The following is a 19,805-nucleotide window of genomic DNA, read 5'->3' as shown; positions in this document are numbered from 1 at the left end:
TGACAGGAAAAAGTTTACCAAAACAGTAAAAAATATGATCCAGGTAGTAGGATTTGCCATTATTTTGCCAAATTCAGAAAGCTGGCCGCTCAGAGCACAGGCAATCACAAATCTGAGAAGATATAATCCAATAAACAACAGGATCATACGAATAGATATATTCCAATGTTCGCTGTTCAGTCCATAGGATCTGCGCTTTTCTTTACCGGATTGCAGAAGAAGAATCCAGAAAATAACGCTGCCACCTATTATAACGTACTCCATGATCGGTGCCCACTGAGAATATGGCATGCTCATCAGATCTCTATTTTGGGGAGCCAGAACAGAAGCCGCCGTGCAGACAACCAGCACCGCCGTGAGAGCTACAAAGAATATGTAAAAAGCCGTTGGAAGATTTTTATCTCCTTTTTTGGTAATTAAATAAGCCATCATCACACCTGCCGCTGGATACAGCATCTGCGCATTTGGAAAAGCGCTGAGATCAAGACCTTTTCCATAGCCATACCACATCAGAAGTCCCATTACATATGTGATTCCGTATGCTATAATCACATAGATCAATAGCTGTTTTTTCTCTGTTTGCATAAATTTCATAATTTCCTCCTTGTAACATCTAATTTGTTACTCACATGATATCATACTTTAGACACTTAGGCACAGGTTATTCCCCAAATTGGAGAAAACTTAAAATATTGATTTACTGCAAAGCATAATCCGACAAGGTAACGACAGAGTATCGACAGAGTAACGACAAGGTAGCGACAACAATAGAAGAAAAGAAAGAAGGAAAGAAGGAAAGAAATAATATAGGGCGGTTTGAACCGCCAGCTGTAGAAACAGTGAGAGCATATTGCATTAAGCGTAATAATCACGTAGATCCACAACTGTTTGTTGATTTTTATGAATCGAAAAATTGGATGGTAGGGAAAAACAAGATGAAAGACTGGAAAGCAGCAGTGCGTACCTGGGAGAAAGGGAGAAGCCAGACAAGGAAGGCAAGATATTTGACCTGAATAATGGGAGCGGCTACACGGAAGATCTGTACGGAAAGAAGATTCAATATTATCCCTGGAATTCATCCAGTTATGGTGAACCGGATGGGATTCTTGGAATAAATTGCAGACACCATAAATGGCCATTTGTTCCGGGAGTAAATGTGCAGAGACATTTTCCTACAGAAGATATGGATGCTAATGATAAGCTGTATAAGCAGACACAGGTGCAGAGAGCTCTTGAGAGGGAAGTGCGAAAGCAGAAACGGGAATGTATGATGCTGGACGCGGCAGGAGATCAGGAGGGGTTCGAGGAAGCTTCTGTAAAGCTCAAGCAGACAGAGAATAAGCTAAAGTATTACGTGAAAGATACTCCCGGATTACACCGCAGGACTGACAGGGAACAGATTGTAGGGTTTGATAAAAGGTTATCTGCAGAAGCTGTGGCGAAGAATAAGAAAGTACAAAAAGAAGTTGCTTTAAAGATAAGAAATGATAAAATAAAAGAAGAACTAACAGAAGCAAAAATAAGAGGTGTTCCAAGAATTAATCCGGATAAGATAGATGTTTCGGAGTTCTCGTTTGATGCTGGACATATAAATGCAGAAAGAGAACATAGTGTTTCCAGAGAAGAGGCAGAAAGATTTATAAAAGAAGCGGATATTTCTCTTACTCGCTGGAATGGAAGATTTGTAAACTATTACGGACCTAATGGAGCCGTATACGTTGATACAGAAAATAATAATATTCGAACAGCATTTAAGAAAGAACAATTCGATGAACAAACACTAAAAATCAGGGAGGTGGCAGAAAAATATGGCATCAAAAAAGATTAAATGTCCGCTATTGGGGACTGAAATTGAAGATGGGATATGCTTTGATATCCATATGAATGTTGAAGGACTGGCACCTGATTGGACAATTCCGGAAGCGGTGCGAAAAGTCACTGGTTATAAGGAAATCTGTTTAAAATGTCCGAATCATAGGGAAGATTAACGCCACTGATCAGAAATGGTTGGTGGTATTTTTATACGCATTTTTAGGAGGTGATGCTATTGATTGCAATAAATATTACCAGAACTGGTCTGACGGTAGATGGCCATGCAGGATGTGCAAAAATCGGAAATGATATCATTTGTGCAGCTGTATCAGCATTAACACAGGGACTTGTACATTCGCTCAAAGCGCTTACAGATGACGAGATCTCTTACCACATTGCTGACGGGCATATTGATATAGAATATAAGGATTTATCAGAAAAGGGGTGCTTTCTGGTAGATTCTTTTTTTATTGCCGTAAGTGACATACAGAGAACTTATGGTACTGAATACGTACAAGCTACGGCTGCCGACGGGCGTTAAGCGGAGAAATGGAGGATAATTATGAAGAACATGAACATGAAAGAAAGATACTGGACAATGAACCTGCAGATTTTTGCCGGAGACGGAGGAGACGATGATTCGGGAGAAGAAGGCGGAGATGATGATAACGATGATCCAGGAGACGATGATGACGACAGTGACGATGATGAGCCAGAAGAGAATGAAAAGAAATTTTCCCAGAAGGATGTAGATGATGCCGTCAAGAAACGTCTTGCCAGAGAAAAAAGAAAATGGCAGAGAGAACAGCAGAAAAAGGCTGGAAAGAAACCGAACGGTAAGGTCAAGACCGGAGAGAGTAGCGAGAAAGAAGATGATGATACTGAAACACAGGAGCTCCGTGATAAGGCTGCAAAGGCAGATGAGGTCTTCATGATCTGTGTGCTTCAAGCATGCCCGCAATGATTATTGAAACAATGTTCTGTGATAACACACATGATACTGAGTTATACAAGAAAATCGGTGCAAATGGAATTGCTGAAATGATAGCAAGCGGAATTGCAGGAAGAGCAGTGCCGAAAAAAGCGGAAAATAAGCCAGCACAAATTGCCGGAACAGCAAAGAATAATGTCGGATTGTACTATCAGGCACATGTAGAAGATTATGGATGGCTTGATGCAGTGCACGATGGACAGGTTGCAGGAACAACCGGAAAAAATAAACGTCTAGAAGCAATAAGAATCGACACAAGAAAATTAAAAAATGTAAAGCTAAAAGTTATTGCTCATATTCAAGATATTGGAGACGTGGATTACGGATATATTGATCACAACACAATCATTGGAACAGTCGGAAAAGGAAAGAGATTAGAAGCAATACATATAATCTCAGAAGGATTAGATAAAAAGAAAATCTATATACAAGCTCACTATGCGAATGATGGGTGGGGAAAAACCGTACAAGGAAACGCGGGAAGCTACGGACTAGTAAAAGCAATGCAGGCGATTAAAATTTGGATTAAATAAACATGAACTGATTATAATCTCAGCTGAAGATTGTGTAATATAGAAATCCCCGGTAGAAATACCGGGGAGAATATTGTATCATCTTATTAAATTTCGTGTTGCATGGCGTGTTGCATAGCGTTCTAAAATAAGTATTTTTATTCTTATTTCATTAAATAGATTCTAATATGCAAGAACCCTCAAAACCCGCATGGTTGCTGGATAAAACAAAAAATCCAGTAATCATCACGATTACTGGAAAAAGCAGGGGATGAGAGAATCGAACTCCCACCAAAGGTTTTGGAGACCCCTATCATACCATTTGACCAATCCCCTATATTCTGTTTGGCTCACTTGAGCACTTGCTTAGTATAGCAAGTAAGATGTGGTTTGTCAACAAGAAAATTAGAAAATTTTTTTAATTTTAAAACAGAGTTAAAAATAAGGATTTTACACAGATTTAATTCCTGGGAAATGCTGTATCAACTGGCATACGACAGAGCTGCAAGAAAGATGATAAGCGATTCTCTAGTAAATAAAGAATTAATGAAGAATAATGAGAATATATAAATAGAATTAATGAATATAAATTAGAATAAATTATAAAAGAAGTAAAAAATCTATGATGTCATATTTTGACAAATAAAATAAAACATGATAGAATAAAGAGTACTTAAAGGTGTGAATGACAGAATGCATTTGCACCTTATTTTGTTGTAGGAGACGAAAGGAGATAATGGTTTGCTTACGATACAAAATTATGTAAAAGCAAAAACTCTGGATGAGGCTTACGAGTTGAATCAGGCACGTAACAGTCGTGTTATGGGCGGTATGATGTGGATGCGCCTTGGAAATGCGAGAGTAAAAACAGTAATTGATCTGTCTGAACTGGAGTTGGATAAAATTGAAGAGACGGATCATGTATTTAAGATTGGAGCAATGTGTACATTGCGTCAGTTAGAAACTCATCAGGGATTAAATGAATATTCAAAGGGAAATATAGCAAAAGCGTTGAGCCCGATTGTAGGGGTTCAGTTCCGTAATCAGGCAACAGTAGGCGGTAGTATTTTTGGACGATATGGATTTTCAGACGTACTAACTGTTTTGCTGGCAATGGATACTTTTGTAGAATTATATAATGGGGGAACTGTTCGTTTGTCAGAGTTTGTGAATCGTAAGATGGACAAAGATCTTTTGATATCTGTAATTGTTCGTAAGAGTAAAAGAAAGATTCATTATGAATCAATCCGCCAGACAAAAACAGATTTCCCGGTATTGACATGCGGTATTGTAACAGGTGTGTTTAAAGGAGAAAAACTGTGGTGGATATCTGTAGGGGCAAGACCTGGAAAAGCAGCACTTTTGGAGCTGGACTGGGATATTAGAGATGATGCTACAGAAGAAGAGATTGATGCATATGCGAAAAAAGCAGCAGATATGTTTACATATGGATCGAATATGAGAGGCAGTGCCGAATACCGAAGACATTTGGCAGAGGTATTGATTCGACGCTCGATTCGGGCAATTTTAGCGGAGGAACAATAAATAATGGAAATTAAATTTCGACTAAATGGCAAACCTGTTCAGACAGAGGTATCAGGGGACAGTGTTTTGTTAAATGTATTAAGACAGCTTGGATGTGTCAGCGTAAAATGTGGTTGTGAGACAACAAACTGTGGATTGTGTACTGTATGGGTAGATGGAAAATCTCGTCTGTCATGTTCAATTCTGGCAGCGGGAATTGACGGACATGAGGTAACAACACTGGAAGGTGTTCAGAAGGAAGCACAAGAGTTTGGACGTTTTCTTGCAGCAGAAGGAGCAGAGCAGTGTGGTTTCTGTTCTCCGGGCTTTGTTATGAATGTTCTTGCAATGTTCAGGGAGTTAGAAGATCCGTCTGTTGATGAGATTAAACAGTATCTTGCGGGAAATCTGTGCAGATGTACTGGTTATATGGGGCAGCTTCGTGCTATTCAGAAATATATGCAGAGTAAGAAGGAGGAGCAGGCATAATGAAATATGTAAATCAGGCAGTGCCAAAGGTGGATGCTAAGGCATTGGTAACTGGAAAAGGCGTTTATGTAAATGACCTGGCTCCATCAGATTGTTTGATCGTAAAGGTTGTTCGAAGCCCTTATGCACATGCATTAATTAAGAGTATAGATAAATCAAAAGCAATGTTAGTGCCGGGAATTGAAGCGGTATTCACTTATGAAGACTGCCCGGATAAACGTTTTACATTGGCAGGACAGACTTATCCGGAGCCAAGTCCGTATGACAGATTGATTCTGGATCAGAGAGTTCGTTTTGTCGGAGATCCGGTAGCAATTGTTGCAGGGAACACAGAGGAAGCTGTTTTAAAAGCGATGAAGCTTGTGAAAGTACAGTATGAGGTGTTGGAGCCGGTATTGGATTTCAGAACAGCAAAAGATAATGAAATTTTAGTACATCCGGAAGACAGCTGGAGAAGTCTGGCACCGGTTGGAGCAGATAATAAGAGAAATCTTTGTGCGCATGATGAGTGCTCTGACGGAGATGTGGATGCAGTTCTGGCTTCTTGTAAATATGTTGTTGACCAGACTTATCACACAAAAGCAAATCAGCAGGCGATGATGGAGACATTCCGCACATATTGTTATATGGATGCATATGGACGTTTGAATGTAGTAGGATCTACGCAGGTACCTTTCCATGTACGTCGTATTTTGGCGAACGCATTGGATATCCCAAAATCTAAGGTGCGCATTATCAAACCTCGAATCGGAGGCGGATTTGGAGCAAAACAGACAGCGGTAGGAGAGGTGTATCCGGCATTTGTAACATGGATGACCGGAAAACCATCAAAGATGATTTTTACAAGAGAAGAATCTTTGATTGCATCTTCACCTCGACATGAGATGGAAATCCATGTAAGAGTCGGAGCTGATGAAGACGGAATAATCAAAGCAATTGATATGTATACATTGTCAAATACGGGAGCTTATGGTGAGCATGGTCCGACAACAGTTGGACTTTCAGGACATAAGTCAATTCCTTTGTATGGAAAGGCAGAGGCTTTCCGCTTTACATATGATGTTGTATACACAAACTATATGTCTGCGGGAGCATATCGAGGATATGGTGCAACTCAGGGTATATTTGCATTGGAATCAGCTGTGGATGAATTGGCAAAACAGTTGGATATGGATGCGGTGAAATTGCGTGAGATGAATCTTGTCAGAGAAGGACAGGTTATGCCGGCATATTATGGCGAGACAGCAAACAGTTGTGCTCTTGACCGTTGTCTGGCTCGTGCAAAAGAGATGATCGGCTGGGATGAAAAGGGTATGCGTAAAGATATGGGCAATGGTAAAGTCAGAGGACTTGGTGTTGCAATGTCGATGCAGGGTTCCGGTATTTCCAGCTGTGATACTGCTTCAGTTACAATTAAAGTGAATGACGACGGATTCTATACATTGATGATTGGTGCTACAGATATGGGAACAGGATGTGATACAATTCTTTCACAGATGGCAGCAGATTGTCTGGACTGTAGTATGGATGAGATTGTTGTACATGGAGTTGACACAGATATTTCACCATATGATTGTGGTTCTTACGCATCTAGTACAACTTATGTGACAGGTATGGCAGTGATGAAAACTTGTGAGACTTTGCGCAAGAAAATCAGTGAGAAAGGTGCAAAATATCTCGGCTGTCCGGTAGAAGATGTAGAATTTGACGGCGAAAAAGTCTTGAATCTGAAAACGGGAGAATCTATTTCCAGAAAAGACATTGGAAACAAAGTAATGTGCTTTAATGATGATGCACTTAGCGCAAGCGAAGCATTTACATCACCGGTATCACCACCGCCGTTTATGGTTGGAATGGCAGAAGTAGAGATTGATAAAGAAACAGGAGCAATCGAATTGATTGATTATGCAGCAGTTGTAGACTGTGGAACTGTTGTTAATCCAAATCTTGCCAGAGTCCAGACGGAAGGCGGAATTGCACAGGGAATCGGTATGGCGATGTATGAAGATATTGTATATAGTGCGAAAGGAAAGAACTATAGCAATTCCTTTATGCAGTATAAGATTCCATCACGACTGGATGTTGGAACAATTCGAGTGGAATTTGAGAGCAGCTATGAACCGACAGGTCCATTTGGTGCCAAATCTATCGGTGAGATTGTAATCAATACACCATCTCCTGCAATTGCAAATGCGGTAGATCATGCAGTGGGAGTTCGAATCCGTGAATTGCCAATTACGGCAGAAAAGATTTTCTGGGGAATCCAAGAGCAGGAAAAACAGAAATAAGAAAACATTTTTAGTATAAAAAAGATACAACTGTTGTTGAAAAATAAAACAACGGTTGTATCTTTTGTTGTATAACCCAGGGAATTTAGAGAACCTTTTGGTAAGCCAGACGTTCTGTGCCATCTTGTAGATGAATCAGACCACAGTAGGAGAAATCATTTTTCTTAAGTAAATGTTGCATGACAGAATTATCGCGGTGTGTATCGATTTTGAGATTGCCGCATTGCTTTAATGCCCATTCAAGACAAAAAGAAGCAGTTCCATGAACGGTCCCATCTGAAGTAATACGATGCACAACGCCATAAGGCATAGAATTTAACCAGTCGCCTTCATAAATCTCGTTATAGTCAGGATCATCTGCTTTGTGGTAGAAAAATGTCGCAATGATTTTGGTGTGATCTTCACAGACATAACTGTGACCGGATTCAATATCTGAAATAATGCGTTCTTTTTCCGGATAAGTTGTGCCCCATTGCGTTGGATTGCCGTGACTGTTCATGAATGTACGTGCATTTTCATAAAGGTGTAACAGAATATCTAAATCATCCATGGTTGATTTGCGTATGTTCATAGGTTTGTCCTCTCATTTCACAAAAAAATTTATAAATATTTTAAAATGAAATTGTGGAAGATGCAATAAAAACAACACTGAATATTTATTAGAAAACATGATAAAATCAAACAAAAAATTAGGAAAAAATAACATTATATAGCGGATTGTATGCCAAAAAATGCAATAATTGTACTAAATAAGGAACATAAGAAGAAATAAGGAATTTGCGGTTGTCTTTTTTTTAACGTGATGTTATACTGCGACTGTTGAAAAAAGTAATAGCTATAAAATAGCAAGGAGGAAGTATACAATGTCACAGGCACAGTTTGAACAGTGGACAGGATTCAAAGGTAAACTTTGGAAAGACGGAGTAGATGTTCGTGATTTCATTCAGAACAACTACAAACCATATGATGGAGATGAGTCTTTCTTAGTTGGACCTACAGAAGCAACAGATAAGTTATGGGGAAGATTACAGGAACTTCAGGCAGAAGAGCGTGCAAAAGGTGGAGTTCTTGATATGGAAACAGAAGTTGTTTCAGGACTTACTGCTTATGGTGCAGCTTATATCGACGATAGCATGAAAGAATTGGAGAAAGTTGTTGGTCTTCAGACAGACAAACCTCTGAAAAGAGCATTTATGCCTTATGGTGGAATTAAGATGGCAGAGCAGGCTTGTACAACACATGGTTATGAGCCAAGTGCAAAGCTGCATGAGATCTTTACAAAATATCACAAAACTCACAACCAGGGAGTATTTGACATCTACACACCAGAGATGAAAAAAGCTCGTCACAACAAAATCATTACAGGACTTCCGGATACATACGGACGTGGACGTATCGTTGGTGATTACCGTCGTGTGGCTTTATATGGTATTGATTACCTTATCGAAGAAAAACAGTCTGACTTCGTAAGAGGCGAGAGACATGGAATGAAAGGAACAGATTTCCGTCTTCGTGAAGAGATTGCAGATCAGATTAAATCTCTGAAAGAAATGAAAGAGATGGCTGCTGCATATGGATATGACATTTCTGCACCAGCTAAAGATGCAAGAGAAGCTGCGCAGTGGCTGTACTTCGGATACCTTGCAGCAATCAAGACACAGAATGGTGCTGCAATGAGTGTTGGACGTATTTCTACATTCCTTGACATTTATATTGAAAGAGATCTTGAAAACGGAACTCTGACAGAATCAGAAGCTCAGGAATTGATTGACCACATGGTTATGAAATTCAGAATGGTTAAGTTCGCTCGTGTTCCATCATACACAGAACTTTTCTCAGGAGACCCAGTATGGGCTACACTTGAGGTTGCTGGACTTGGACAGGACGGACGTTCTATGGTAACAAAGAACGACTACCGTTTCTTACATACATTAGAGAACATGGGACCTTCACCAGAGCCTAACTTGACAGTACTTTATTCTTCAAGACTGCCAGAGACATTCAAGAAATATGCATCATTTATTTCTGTAACAACAAGCTCAATCCAGTATGAGAACGATGATGTTATGCGTCCGGTATGGGGCGATGACTACAGCATTTGCTGCTGTGTATCTGCTACTCAGACAGGTAAGGAAATTCAGTTCTTCGGAGCACGTGCAAACCTTGCTAAGTGTCTGTTATACGCAATCAATGGTGGTGTTGATGTGAAGACAAGACAGCAGGTTGGACCAGCTTACAGACCAATCACTTCAGAATATCTTGATATTGATGAAGTAATGGAAAGATATGACGCTATGATGGAATGGCTGTCAAAACTGTATGTAGATACATTGAACATGATTCACTACATGCATGATAAATATTACTATGAAGCAGCAGAGATGGCTCTTATCGATACAGATGTAAGACGTACATTTGCAACAGGTATCGCTGGATTCTCTCACGTAGTAGACTCTTTGAGCGCTATCAAATATGCAAAAGTTAAAACAATTCGTGATGAAGACGGAATCGTAGTTGACTTCGAGACAGAGGGAGACTTCCCAAGATATGGTAACGATGATGATCGTGCTGATGAAATCGCAGTATGGCTTCTTAAGACATTTATGCACAAACTGAAAAAATGCCACACATACAGAAATTCAGAGCCTACAACATCTATCCTTACAATTACATCAAACGTTGTATATGGTAAGGCTACAGGATCTCTTCCAGACGGAAGAAAAGCAGGCGAGCCACTTTCACCAGGTGCTAACCCATCTTACGGTGCAGAGCAGAATGGCCTCTTGGCTTCACTGAACTCTGTTGCAAAACTTCCATACGAAGATGCATTAGATGGTATTTCAAATACTCAGACAATCAGCCCAAGTGCACTTGGACATACAGATGAAGAGCGTACAAATAACCTTGTAAACGTTCTTGATGGATACTTCGATCAGGGAGCACACCACTTGAACGTAAACGTATTCGGTACAGAGAAACTGATCGATGCTATGGAGCATCCAGAGAAACCAGAATACGCTAACTTTACAATTCGTGTATCTGGATACGCTGTTAAATTCATCGACTTGACTCGTGAGCAGCAGATGGACGTTATTTCCAGAACTTGCCACAAATCAATGTAATAAGAATTAAACTTCGTAAAAAGTTTATAATAAAGAGGGGCAGTTTCGAAAGGGACTGCCCCTTTTTGTAACAAATGTTCGAAGAGGTATTATCAATAATAAGGAGAAAATAAAATGGCAGAAGCATTAAAAGGTTATGTCCATTCGCTGGAAAGCTTTGGATCAGTAGATGGACCGGGGGTGCGGTATATTATTTTCCTGACAGGATGTGCAATGAGATGTCAGTTTTGTCATAATCCAGATACATGGGATATGAAGAAAGGAACTCTTTACACAACAGATGAACTGTTAGAAAAAGCGATGAAATATCGTTCTTACTGGAAAAATGATGGCGGGATTACAGTAAGTGGTGGAGAACCATTATTGCAGATTGATTTTCTGACAGAATTATTCCGTAAGGCAAAAGCAAATGGAATCCACACAACACTTGATACAAGCGGAAATCCATTTACAAGAGAAGAACCATTTTTCAGCAAATTTAATGAATTAATGAAGTATACAGATCTGGTGATGCTTGATATCAAACATATTGATGATGAGCAGCATAAGATTTTAACAGGATGTACAAATAAAAACATTTTAGATCTGGCCCGTTACTTATCAGACATCAAAAAACCTGTTTGGATTCGTCATGTCCTTGTACCGGAAAGAAGTGATTATGATGAATATTTGATCAAACTGGATGAATTTATTCAATCGCTGGATAATGTTCAGAAAGTAGAAGTTCTTCCGTATCATACTTTAGGTGCGTATAAATGGGATGAACTTGGTTATGAGTACAAATTAAAAGGAATTGATCCACCATCGGTAGAAAGAGTTGAGAATGCAAATCAACTGCTTCACACAGGAGTTTAGTGTGCCATTTGGGGACGGAGTTTAGTGTGCCATTTGGGGACGGAGTTTACTGGCTTTTTGGCTAGCAAAAAAGCCAGTAAACTCCGTCCCCAAATGGCACACTAAACTCCGTCCCCAAATGGCACTTTCACAAACATTACTTTCCGTTGTATAATAATGTAACGATAATAACCATAAGTGAGGAAAGAGAAATGAACAAAAAAGAAGTACTGGAAATTAGAAAACAATTTACACCTGCAAACTGTGCGATCACACGTATTTGCGGATGTTATGTAGACCATGAAAAAACAAAACGTTTAGAATCGAAAGAAGCGTTTCTTTCTTTGCCGGAAGAAGAAGCATTTAAGTATTTTGATATTTTTAAGAAAACATTATCAGGGAGTTTGGGAAAGAATCTGCTGAATATGGAATTTCCTCTGGAACAGGAGATGCCGGGAGGAACGCAGGAATTTTTGTTGAAATTAAAAAACAGTAAATTAGAAGATGATATGCTTTTGGAAGAGTTTTACGATAAAATAATCGAGAACTATGAGTATGAAGAAAACTATTATATTATTTTGATCCATGCAATGTATGATATTCCGGGAAAAGGAACAGATGAATTAGAAATGTATGATGCATCGGATGAGGTATTTGAATATCTTATATGCAGTATCTGTCCTGTGTCATTATCAAAAGCCGGATTGTGTTATAATGCCGAGGATAATAGGATTGAAGATCGTATACGTGACTGGATCGTAGATAAGCCGGATAAAGGATTTTTGTTCCCTGCATTTACAGATCGAAGTACAGATATCCATGGGGTATTGTATTATACAAAGAAATCGCAGGACCTTCAGCCGGAGTTGATCAATCAGGTGCTGGGAGCGAAGATGCCGATGTCGGCGGACTCACAGAAAGAAACATTCCAGATGATCATTGAGGATACGCTCGGCGAAGATGGTGATTATGAAACGGTAAGAAATATTCATGAGACTCTGAATGAAATTATTGAAGAACATAAAGATGAGCCGGAACCAGTATCCTTAGATAAAACAGATGTGAAGAAAATCTTTGAGAATAGTGGCGTATCAGCAGAACAGATGGAGGTATTTGAACAGACATTTGAGGCTGCAGCGGGCGAAAAATCGATACTTATCGCAGAAAATATTGCAGAGACAAGAAAATTCAATATTGAGACACCTGACGTAGTTATAAAAGTAAACCCAGACAGAGCTGATTTGATTGAAACAAGGATAATTGATGGGAGACAATGCATTGTAATCCCTGTTGATGACCATATAGAATTGAATGGGATTAATGTCCGTACAATAAAACGCCCGCAGGCAGATAATTAAAAGGAGATGAGTTAAATGAAACAAGATACACTAGAAGGCAGAGCAAAAACCAAAAACGGCGTAAAGCGATTATGCTTTTCTGGGTTTTGTATTTTGCTGGAAGTTCTTTTTGCAATGGTTATGCTCACCAAATTGAACAGATACGCAGAATTTGTCAATCTGCTGACAAGGATTCTGGCAGGCGGTTTGGTTTTGGGACTTTATGCATCCAACAAAACTTCTTCTATGAAAATGCCATGGATAATTTTGATACTTATATTTCCGATAATGGGAGTTGGTCTGTACTTGATGATTGGATTAAACGGCGGAACTCGTAAAATGAGAATAAGATATAAAGACATTGATGATATTATTTTGCCATTACTTCCGGAAAATCAAGAAACTTTAGGAAGGTTAAAGGAGAAAAATCCAAAAGCCGGTAATATTGCTTATTATATAAAGAAAAATGCAAATTATCCGGTATATCAGAATACGGATGTAACATATTACAGTGAAGCGGTAAAAGGATTGGAAGCCCAGCTTGAAGAATTGTCAAAAGCAGAAAGCTTTATTTTTATGGAATACCATGCGATTGAGGATGCACAAGCGTGGTATATGATCCAAAAGGTTTTGGAAGAACGAGTACAAGCAGGAGTAGAAGTTCGCATTTTTTATGATGACATGGGGTCGATCGGATTCATTAATACAGATTTTATAAAGAAGCTTGAGAATGTAGGGATTCAGTGCCGCGTATTCAATCCATTTATGCCAGGTTTGAATGTGTTTCTAAATAATCGAGATCATCGTAAAATTACGGTTATAGATGGAAAAATTGGATTTACCGGCGGCTATAATCTTGCAAATGAGTACTTTAATTTTACACATCCATACGGACAGTGGAAGGATACGGGGATTCGTTTAGAGGGAGATGCAGTCCGCTCGTTGACGATAACATTTTTAGAAATGTGGAATGCAGTCAATGATAAAGATAAAAATGATACGGATTTTGAAAAATATTTATTACCATATGAGTATCATGCAGAACAAAGTGGATTTATCCAGCCTTATGCGGACAGTCCGATGGATGATGAGCAGGTGGGCGAAGAAGTTTACATCAGCATGATAAATAAAGCAGAAAAATATTGTTGGTTTATGACGCCGTATCTGATTATTACAGATGAGATGATGCATGCAATGTGTCTGGCTGCGAAACGCGGGGTTGATGTAAGGATAATTACACCGGGAATTCCGGATAAGAAATTAATTTATAGTGTTACACGTTCATTTTATCACGGACTGGTAAAAGATGGAGTGCGTATTTTTGAATGGACTCCTGGATTTTGCCATGCAAAAATGAGTGTAGCTGATGATTGTATGGCTACGTGTGGAACCATAAATCTGGATTATAGAAGCCTTTATCATCATTTTGAAAATGGATGCTTTATGGCAGATTGTAGCGCAGTTACTTTGATTAGAGAAGATTTAGAAGCAACCATGAAAGAATGCTGTGAAGTGACGGAAAAATATAGTTCAGGGAATAGTGCTTATTTGCGTCTGGGCCAATTGTTTATGAGATTATTTGCAGGATTATTATAGAAATGAAAACAGATTTAAAAAGAGAAAAACAAGAGTTACGGAAACAAATAAAAAAGAAAATTTCAGAACTTTCAATAGCGTATTGTAAGTCAGCAGATGAGAAGATTAGCAAACATGCATTAACACTTCCTGAATATGAGAATGCAAAGGTAGTCTTTTGTTATGTGGGAACGAAAGATGAAATTAATACAACGCCGATGTTACAGGAAATATTAAAGTCAGGCAGGAAGCTTGGTGTTCCAAAGTGTATTTCAAAAGGTGTTATGAAAGTTTATGCGATTACAAGCCTGGATGACTTGGAAGAAGGTGCTTATGGCATTATGGAGCCAAAAGGTTACTGCGAAGAAATACCACCGCAGAAGATTGATCTGGCATTTGTACCATGTGTCACATGCAATAAAAAAGGTGACAGACTCGGATACGGTGGGGGATTTTATGACAGATATCTTAGTCAGACAGATGCGTGGAGAGTAATCTTGTGCAGAGAAAAAATACTTCTGTCGGAGATACCGACAGAAGGGCATGACTTGATGATGGATGTTGTGGTATCCGAGAGAGAAATCGTTCGATATCAAACGGAAAATTAGAGAAAAATATTAAAAAACTGTGAAAATACAAGAGGTTTTCTTGACAAATATAATCAATGCTCATAAAATAACCGTTAGACATCTAACTAATTACTGATGAAGAAAAGAGGGGTGATATAAGTGAATGATGAAAAGGAAATGTCAATCATCAATATTATGAATCAGATTATGCATATGGAGATGAACTGTGCCAGTCAGTCGTTAAAACAATATGAATTAAAACCATGGCAGGCAGCGATGTTTTTCTCATTACATCAAAATAGTGGTATGTCACAAAGGGAATTAGCTAAAAAGATGAAACTGACACCACCGACGATCACATCGGGAATTAAGAAGATGGAAAAGCAGGGCTTGATCGAGCGCCGGCCTGACGAACAGGATCAACGAATTATGAGATTATATTTGACAGAAAAGGCAGAGAATTGTCTTGAACAGGTTTGGGGTGTAATTAATAAGATGGAAGAGATGTTAGTTTCGGGGTTTAGCATAGAAGAAAAAATCCTGCTTAGAAGATTTTTACTCCAAATGCTGGATAATTTAAAACAGCATACGGAACGTACAACCGACCAGAAAAACAATTAAAACAGAAGGAAGAAAGGATTTGTACTATGGGTAAATTATTCAAATATCTGAAAACGTACTGGAAGATGGCATTTGTTATATTGCTTGTACTTTTGGTTCAGGTATATTGCGACTTATCTCTGCCAAGTTATACGTCAGATATCGTAAATGTTGGAATTCAGCAGGCAGGTGTCGATGATAAGATACCGGAAGCAATTTCAGAAGAAGAGATGGAGAAAGTATTGTTGTTTGTACAGGCAGATGACAGGCAGACAGTGCTGGATGCATATGAAAAAGATGAGAATACTTATAATCAAACAGTATATGTATTGAAGAAAAACATTCAGGATAACGAAGAGAAAACAGAAGAATTAGAAGAGATTTTATCTGTTCCGATGATGATGACAGCTGGATTTGAACAAGGAAGTGATACAACAGCTAAGATTGAAGAGCAGTTGCGTGCAAACATTCCGGCCGAGATGCTTCCAAAAGATGCAACAGTATTTGATATTTTGAAAATGCTGCCGGAAGAGCAACTTTCACAGATGACTGATAAGATGAAAGACCAGATGGATGATATGCCGGATACAATCATAGAACAGGCCGGAATCAGCTATATCAAAACGGCATATGAAGATCTTGGTATGGATATGAATCAGATACAATTCCACTATTTGTTTGTAACAGGAGGAAAGATGCTTGCACTTGCATTACTCGGAATGTTGGCAAGTGTTCTGGTCGGACTGCTGGCATCACGCGTGGGTGCATCAACAGGACGCGACCTTCGTGGCAAAGTGTTTAGAAAAGTTGTTGGATTTTCCAATAATGAATTTGATCAGTTTTCAACAGCTTCATTGATCACAAGAAGTACCAATGATATTCAGCAGATACAGATGTTGATCGTTATGCTTCTTCGTATTGTATTATATGCTCCGCTTATCGCAATCGGCGGCATTTATAAAGTATTCCAAACAAATGTATCTATGTCATGGATCATTGCATTGGCGGCGATTTTAATCGTACTGGTAGTTTCTGTATTGTTTATTGTTGCAATGCCAAAATTTAAGATCATGCAGCAATTGGTTGATAAACTGAATCTTGTAACACGTGAAATCTTAACTGGTTTATCAGTTATCCGTGCATTTAGTACAGAAAAACATGAAGAAGAAAGATTCGATAAAGCGAATAGAGATTTGACAAAAACCAATCTTTTTGTAAATCGTGCTATGACATTTATGATGCCGGTCATGATGGTCGTTATGAATGCAATTTCTGTACTGATCGTATGGACGGGAGCGCATGGCATAAATGAAGGTCAGATGCAGGTCGGTGATATGATGGCATTTATCCAATATACAATGCAGATTATCATGGGATTTTTAATGCTGTGTATGATTTCTGTCATGTTACCTAGAGCAGCTGTTGCAGCAGAGCGTGTAGATGAAGTGTTGACAAGCAAGACGATCATCAAAGATCCAGAGCAACCGAAACATTTGCCAAAGAAAACAGAAGGCGTTTTGAAATTCAATCATGTATCTTTTAAATATCCTGGTGCAGATGAAGATGTTCTTGAAGATATTGATTTTACGGCACATCCGGGACAGACAACGGCCATTATCGGAAGTACCGGAAGCGGAAAATCTACATTAGTGAATTTGATTCCTCGTTTCTATGATGTGACAGAAGGTTCTATTACATTGGATGGTATTGATATCCGAGAAATGACACAGCAGGAGCTGAGAAGTAAACTGGGATATGTTCCACAGAAAGGGGTCTTGTTCTCAGGAACGATTGGTTCGAATATTATGTTTGGCAATCCGGACGGAAATGAACAGGATATGGAAGAGGCAGCCAAGATTGCACAGGCAACAGAATTTATCGATACAAAATCCAAAAAATATGACAGTACAATTTCACAGGGCGGTGGCAATGTATCAGGAGGACAAAAGCAGCGTCTTTCGATTGCACGTGCGATTGCAAAACATCCAAAACTCTTTATTTTTGATGACAGTTTTTCAGCACTGGATTATAAGACTGATGTGGCACTTCGTAAGGCATTGAAGGAAAAAACATCAGACAGTACTGTGTTAATTGTAGCACAGCGTATTAGTACAATTTTGCATGCGGAACAGATTATTGTTCTGGACGATGGAAAGATTGCCGGAGTCGGTACTCATCAGGAATTGCTGAAAAATTGTGAGGTATATCAGCAGATTGCGGCTTCTCAGTTATCAGAAGCAGAATTAAAGGCAGGATTAGAAGAGAATGGGAAAGGAGGAGAACAGTAATGAGTGAAAATCGAGGACCAAGACGTGGACCGATGGGTCATGGACGTATGGGTGGAGAAAAGGCAAAAGATTTCAAAGGTACCATGGGAAAATTAATTAAATACATGAGTGCATTTAAGATTCAGATGCTGTTCGTTGTAATCTTTGCCATTGGAGGAACTGTCTTTAATATCATCGGACCGAAAATACTTGGTAAAGCAACAACAGAGATTTTTAATGGACTGGTAAGCAAAGTTTCCGGCGGAAGCGGAATGGATTTTGAAAAGATTGCAACTATTTTGCTGACAGCATTGGCATTGTATGTAACAAGTGCATTGTGCTCGTTGGTACAGGGCTTCTTGATGACGGGAGTTTCACAAAAAACAACATACCGATTGAGAAAAGAAATTTCACAGAAAATCAATCGTATGCCAATGAATTACTTTGATACGAGAACACATGGTGAAGTGCTTTCGAGGGTTACGAATGATGTGGACACTCTGGGACAGAGTTTGAATCAGAGTGCAACACAGATCATAACTTCGACAACAACGATCATCGGTGTACTTGTGATGATGTTGTCGATCAGTCCTCTTATGACACTGGTCGCACTCTTAATTCTTCCTGTTTCGCTTGGCATGATTTCATTTGTAATGAAACATTCACAGAAATATTTCAAAGGACAGCAGGAATATTTGGGAAATGTAAATGGTCAGGTGGAGGAAGTTTATTCTGGTCATAATATCGTGAAAGCCTTTAATAAGGAAAAAGATGTGATCGAAGAGTTTGAGAAGACGAATGATAAATTATATGATTCAGCATGGAAATCACAGTTCTTCTCCGGAATGATGATGCCGATCATGCAGTTTGTGGGAAATTTAGGATATGTAGGAGTAGTTATACTCGGAGGTGTTTTAGCCGCTAAGAAGACGATTGAAGTAGGAGATATCCAGTCATTTATCCAGTATGTAAGAAACTTTACTCAGCCAATCCAGCAGCTTGCACAGGTTGCAAATATGCTGCAGTCCACAGCAGCAGCGTCAGAACGTGTCTTTGAATTCCTTGAAGAAGAGGAAGAAGATCAGACGGTTCCAAATCCGGTATCAGTAGAGGGGTTAGAAGGAAATGTTACATTTGAACATGTACATTTCGGATACAATGAAGATAAGATTATTATCAATGATTTTTCTGTTGATGTAAAAGAAGGACAGAAAATTGCGATTGTTGGACCGACAGGTGCCGGAAAAACGACAATGATCAAACTGTTGATGCGTTTCTATGATGTGAATGGCGGGGCAATTTTGATTGATGGACACAATGTTAAGGATTTTAACAGAAGTGAATTAAGACAGATGTTTGGAATGGTACTTCAGGATACATGGTTGTTCCATGGAAGTATAAAAGATAACATTAAATATGGAAAGTTGGATGCAACAGATGAAGAAGTGATTGAAGCTGCAAAGGCGGCAAGAGTACATCGATTTGTACAGACATTGCCGGGTGGATATGATATGGAATTAAACGAAGAAGCAAGTAATGTGTCACAGGGACAGAAACAGCTTCTTACAATTGCGAGAGCAATTCTTGCAGATCCTAAAATATTAATCCTGGATGAGGCTACAAGTTCTGTAGATACAAGAACAGAAATTCAAATCCAAAAAGCGATGGATACGCTTATGAAGGGAAGAACAAGTTTTGTGATCGCACATAGACTTTCTACTATACGTGACGCAGATGTGATCCTGGTTATGAAAGATGGAGATATTGTAGAACAGGGAAATCACGAAGAGCTGCTTGCAAAAAATGGATTCTATGCAGATTTGTATAACTCACAGTTTGAAAATACAACAGAACAAGCATCATAAATCGAATGAAAAGATGGAAA

At 39.0% G+C, this 19,805-nt stretch carries 17 protein-coding genes, 1 tRNA gene and 1 pseudogene; 16 read left to right on the top strand and 3 right to left on the bottom strand.

The window, feature by feature from the left end:
* A pseudogene (locus tag D8Q48_RS08290) lies at positions 1 to 594 on the bottom strand (CPBP family intramembrane glutamate endopeptidase); the annotation flags it as partial.
* A 319-nt stretch (positions 595 to 913) separates the two neighbouring features.
* Here D8Q48_RS08290 and D8Q48_RS08285 point away from each other — a divergent pair.
* The 5 genes from D8Q48_RS08285 to D8Q48_RS08265 are packed head-to-tail and all read left to right on the top strand — an operon-like array spanning position 914 to position 3,336.
* Positions 914 to 1,828, top strand: coding sequence for a phage minor capsid protein (locus D8Q48_RS08285; protein WP_172696975.1), 915 nt, complete (start codon positions 914 to 916; stop codon positions 1,826 to 1,828).
* Positions 1,809 to 1,988 (top strand): hypothetical protein, encoded by a 180-nt coding sequence (locus D8Q48_RS08280; RefSeq protein WP_117495160.1) that lies wholly within the window; start codon positions 1,809 to 1,811, stop codon positions 1,986 to 1,988. Before D8Q48_RS08285 ends, D8Q48_RS08280 begins: the two co-directional genes overlap by 20 nt.
* A 59-nt stretch (positions 1,989 to 2,047) precedes the next feature.
* On the top strand, positions 2,048 to 2,353 hold the full coding sequence (locus tag D8Q48_RS08275) for a ribosomal-processing cysteine protease Prp (protein ID WP_121056185.1): 306 nt from the start codon (positions 2,048 to 2,050) through the stop codon (positions 2,351 to 2,353).
* A 21-nt stretch (positions 2,354 to 2,374) separates the two neighbouring features.
* Positions 2,375 to 2,776, top strand: coding sequence for a hypothetical protein (locus D8Q48_RS08270; RefSeq protein ID WP_121056183.1), 402 nt, complete (start codon positions 2,375 to 2,377; stop codon positions 2,774 to 2,776).
* Positions 2,773 to 3,336, top strand: coding sequence for a hypothetical protein (locus D8Q48_RS08265; RefSeq protein WP_172696974.1), 564 nt, complete (start codon positions 2,773 to 2,775; stop codon positions 3,334 to 3,336). Before D8Q48_RS08270 ends, D8Q48_RS08265 begins: the two co-directional genes overlap by 4 nt.
* Before the next feature lie 244 nt (positions 3,337 to 3,580).
* Here D8Q48_RS08265 and D8Q48_RS08260 read toward each other — a convergent pair.
* A tRNA-Trp gene (locus D8Q48_RS08260) sits at positions 3,581 to 3,651 on the bottom strand.
* Between the two features lie 405 nt (positions 3,652 to 4,056).
* On the opposite strand from D8Q48_RS08260, the gene D8Q48_RS08255 reads away from it, so the two are divergent.
* From D8Q48_RS08255 to D8Q48_RS08245, 3 genes are read left to right on the top strand one after another with little or no spacing between them, the layout of a single operon-like run.
* A complete protein-coding gene (locus D8Q48_RS08255) occupies positions 4,057 to 4,860 on the top strand; it encodes an FAD binding domain-containing protein (protein ID WP_117992146.1) in 804 nt (267 codons plus the stop codon).
* Positions 4,861 to 4,863: 3 nt separating this feature from the next.
* Positions 4,864 to 5,328, top strand: coding sequence for a 2Fe-2S iron-sulfur cluster-binding protein (locus D8Q48_RS08250; RefSeq protein WP_117992147.1), 465 nt, complete (start codon positions 4,864 to 4,866; stop codon positions 5,326 to 5,328).
* Positions 5,328 to 7,616 (top strand): molybdopterin cofactor-binding domain-containing protein, encoded by a 2,289-nt coding sequence (locus D8Q48_RS08245; RefSeq protein ID WP_121056179.1) that lies wholly within the window; start codon positions 5,328 to 5,330, stop codon positions 7,614 to 7,616. The genes D8Q48_RS08250 and D8Q48_RS08245 overlap by 1 nt, the downstream gene beginning before the upstream one ends.
* Before the next feature lie 85 nt (positions 7,617 to 7,701).
* Here the strand turns inward: D8Q48_RS08245 and D8Q48_RS08240 are convergent, their stop codons facing one another.
* On the bottom strand, positions 7,702 to 8,187 hold the full coding sequence (locus D8Q48_RS08240; RefSeq protein ID WP_121056177.1) for a GNAT family N-acetyltransferase: 486 nt from the start codon (positions 8,185 to 8,187) through the stop codon (positions 7,702 to 7,704).
* A gap of 292 nt (positions 8,188 to 8,479) precedes the next feature.
* Here D8Q48_RS08240 and pflB point away from each other — a divergent pair, with 292 nt between their 5' ends.
* The 8 genes from pflB (at position 8,480) to D8Q48_RS08200 (ending at position 19,785) form a co-directional block, all read left to right on the top strand.
* A complete protein-coding gene (pflB, locus tag D8Q48_RS08235; protein ID WP_117992150.1) occupies positions 8,480 to 10,738 on the top strand; it encodes a formate C-acetyltransferase in 2,259 nt (752 codons plus the stop codon).
* A gap of 114 nt (positions 10,739 to 10,852) precedes the next feature.
* On the top strand, positions 10,853 to 11,593 hold the full coding sequence (pflA, locus tag D8Q48_RS08230) for a pyruvate formate-lyase-activating protein (protein WP_117992151.1): 741 nt from the start codon (positions 10,853 to 10,855) through the stop codon (positions 11,591 to 11,593).
* Between the two features lie 191 nt (positions 11,594 to 11,784).
* Positions 11,785 to 12,930, top strand: coding sequence for a DUF4317 domain-containing protein (locus D8Q48_RS08225; RefSeq protein ID WP_117989410.1), 1,146 nt, complete (start codon positions 11,785 to 11,787; stop codon positions 12,928 to 12,930).
* A gap of 15 nt (positions 12,931 to 12,945) precedes the next feature.
* Positions 12,946 to 14,505: a cardiolipin synthase gene (gene cls, locus D8Q48_RS08220; RefSeq protein WP_118688866.1), complete on the top strand. Its 1,560-nt coding sequence runs from the start codon at positions 12,946 to 12,948 to the stop codon at positions 14,503 to 14,505.
* A gap of 2 nt (positions 14,506 to 14,507) precedes the next feature.
* The gene (locus D8Q48_RS08215; RefSeq protein ID WP_117989408.1) at positions 14,508 to 15,092 is read left to right on the top strand and encodes a 5-formyltetrahydrofolate cyclo-ligase; all 585 of its coding nucleotides are present in this window, start codon (positions 14,508 to 14,510) and stop codon (positions 15,090 to 15,092) included.
* Between the two features lie 120 nt (positions 15,093 to 15,212).
* Positions 15,213 to 15,674 (top strand): MarR family transcriptional regulator, encoded by a 462-nt coding sequence (locus D8Q48_RS08210; RefSeq protein ID WP_243116255.1) that lies wholly within the window; start codon positions 15,213 to 15,215, stop codon positions 15,672 to 15,674.
* A 26-nt stretch (positions 15,675 to 15,700) separates the two neighbouring features.
* Positions 15,701 to 17,941, top strand: a complete 2,241-nt coding sequence (locus tag D8Q48_RS08205) for an ABC transporter ATP-binding protein (RefSeq protein ID WP_121056175.1) — start codon at positions 15,701 to 15,703, stop codon at positions 17,939 to 17,941.
* A complete protein-coding gene (locus D8Q48_RS08200; protein WP_118688868.1) occupies positions 17,941 to 19,785 on the top strand; it encodes an ABC transporter ATP-binding protein in 1,845 nt (614 codons plus the stop codon). Before D8Q48_RS08205 ends, D8Q48_RS08200 begins: the two co-directional genes overlap by 1 nt.
* Positions 19,786 to 19,805 lie beyond the last annotated feature (20 nt).

Origin of the sequence: Ruminococcus sp. B05 (assembly GCF_003628495.1) — a bacterium.
In the GTDB taxonomy this organism is placed as follows: Bacteria; Bacillota; Clostridia; order Lachnospirales; family Lachnospiraceae; genus Schaedlerella; species Schaedlerella hominis.
This window is presented reverse-complemented; position numbering and strand designations above follow the sequence as displayed.

Coding starts and splice junctions, on each gene's coding strand:
- cls (WP_118688866.1), top strand. CDS start 12,946: ATGAAACAAGATACACTAGAAGGCAGAGCAAAAACCAAAAACGGCGTA.
- D8Q48_RS08225 (WP_117989410.1), top strand. CDS start 11,785: ATGAACAAAAAAGAAGTACTGGAAATTAGAAAACAATTTACACCTGCA.
- D8Q48_RS08270 (WP_121056183.1), top strand. CDS start 2,375: ATGAAGAACATGAACATGAAAGAAAGATACTGGACAATGAACCTGCAG.
- D8Q48_RS08215 (WP_117989408.1), top strand. CDS start 14,508: ATGAAAACAGATTTAAAAAGAGAAAAACAAGAGTTACGGAAACAAATA.
- pflA (WP_117992151.1), top strand. CDS start 10,853: ATGGCAGAAGCATTAAAAGGTTATGTCCATTCGCTGGAAAGCTTTGGA.
- D8Q48_RS08205 (WP_121056175.1), top strand. CDS start 15,701: ATGGGTAAATTATTCAAATATCTGAAAACGTACTGGAAGATGGCATTT.
- D8Q48_RS08200 (WP_118688868.1), top strand. CDS start 17,941: ATGAGTGAAAATCGAGGACCAAGACGTGGACCGATGGGTCATGGACGT.
- D8Q48_RS08280 (WP_117495160.1), top strand. CDS start 1,809: ATGGCATCAAAAAAGATTAAATGTCCGCTATTGGGGACTGAAATTGAA.
- D8Q48_RS08250 (WP_117992147.1), top strand. CDS start 4,864: ATGGAAATTAAATTTCGACTAAATGGCAAACCTGTTCAGACAGAGGTA.
- D8Q48_RS08265 (WP_172696974.1), top strand. CDS start 2,773: ATGATTATTGAAACAATGTTCTGTGATAACACACATGATACTGAGTTA.
- pflB (WP_117992150.1), top strand. CDS start 8,480: ATGTCACAGGCACAGTTTGAACAGTGGACAGGATTCAAAGGTAAACTT.
- D8Q48_RS08240 (WP_121056177.1), bottom strand. CDS start 8,187: ATGAACATACGCAAATCAACCATGGATGATTTAGATATTCTGTTACAC.
- D8Q48_RS08245 (WP_121056179.1), top strand. CDS start 5,328: ATGAAATATGTAAATCAGGCAGTGCCAAAGGTGGATGCTAAGGCATTG.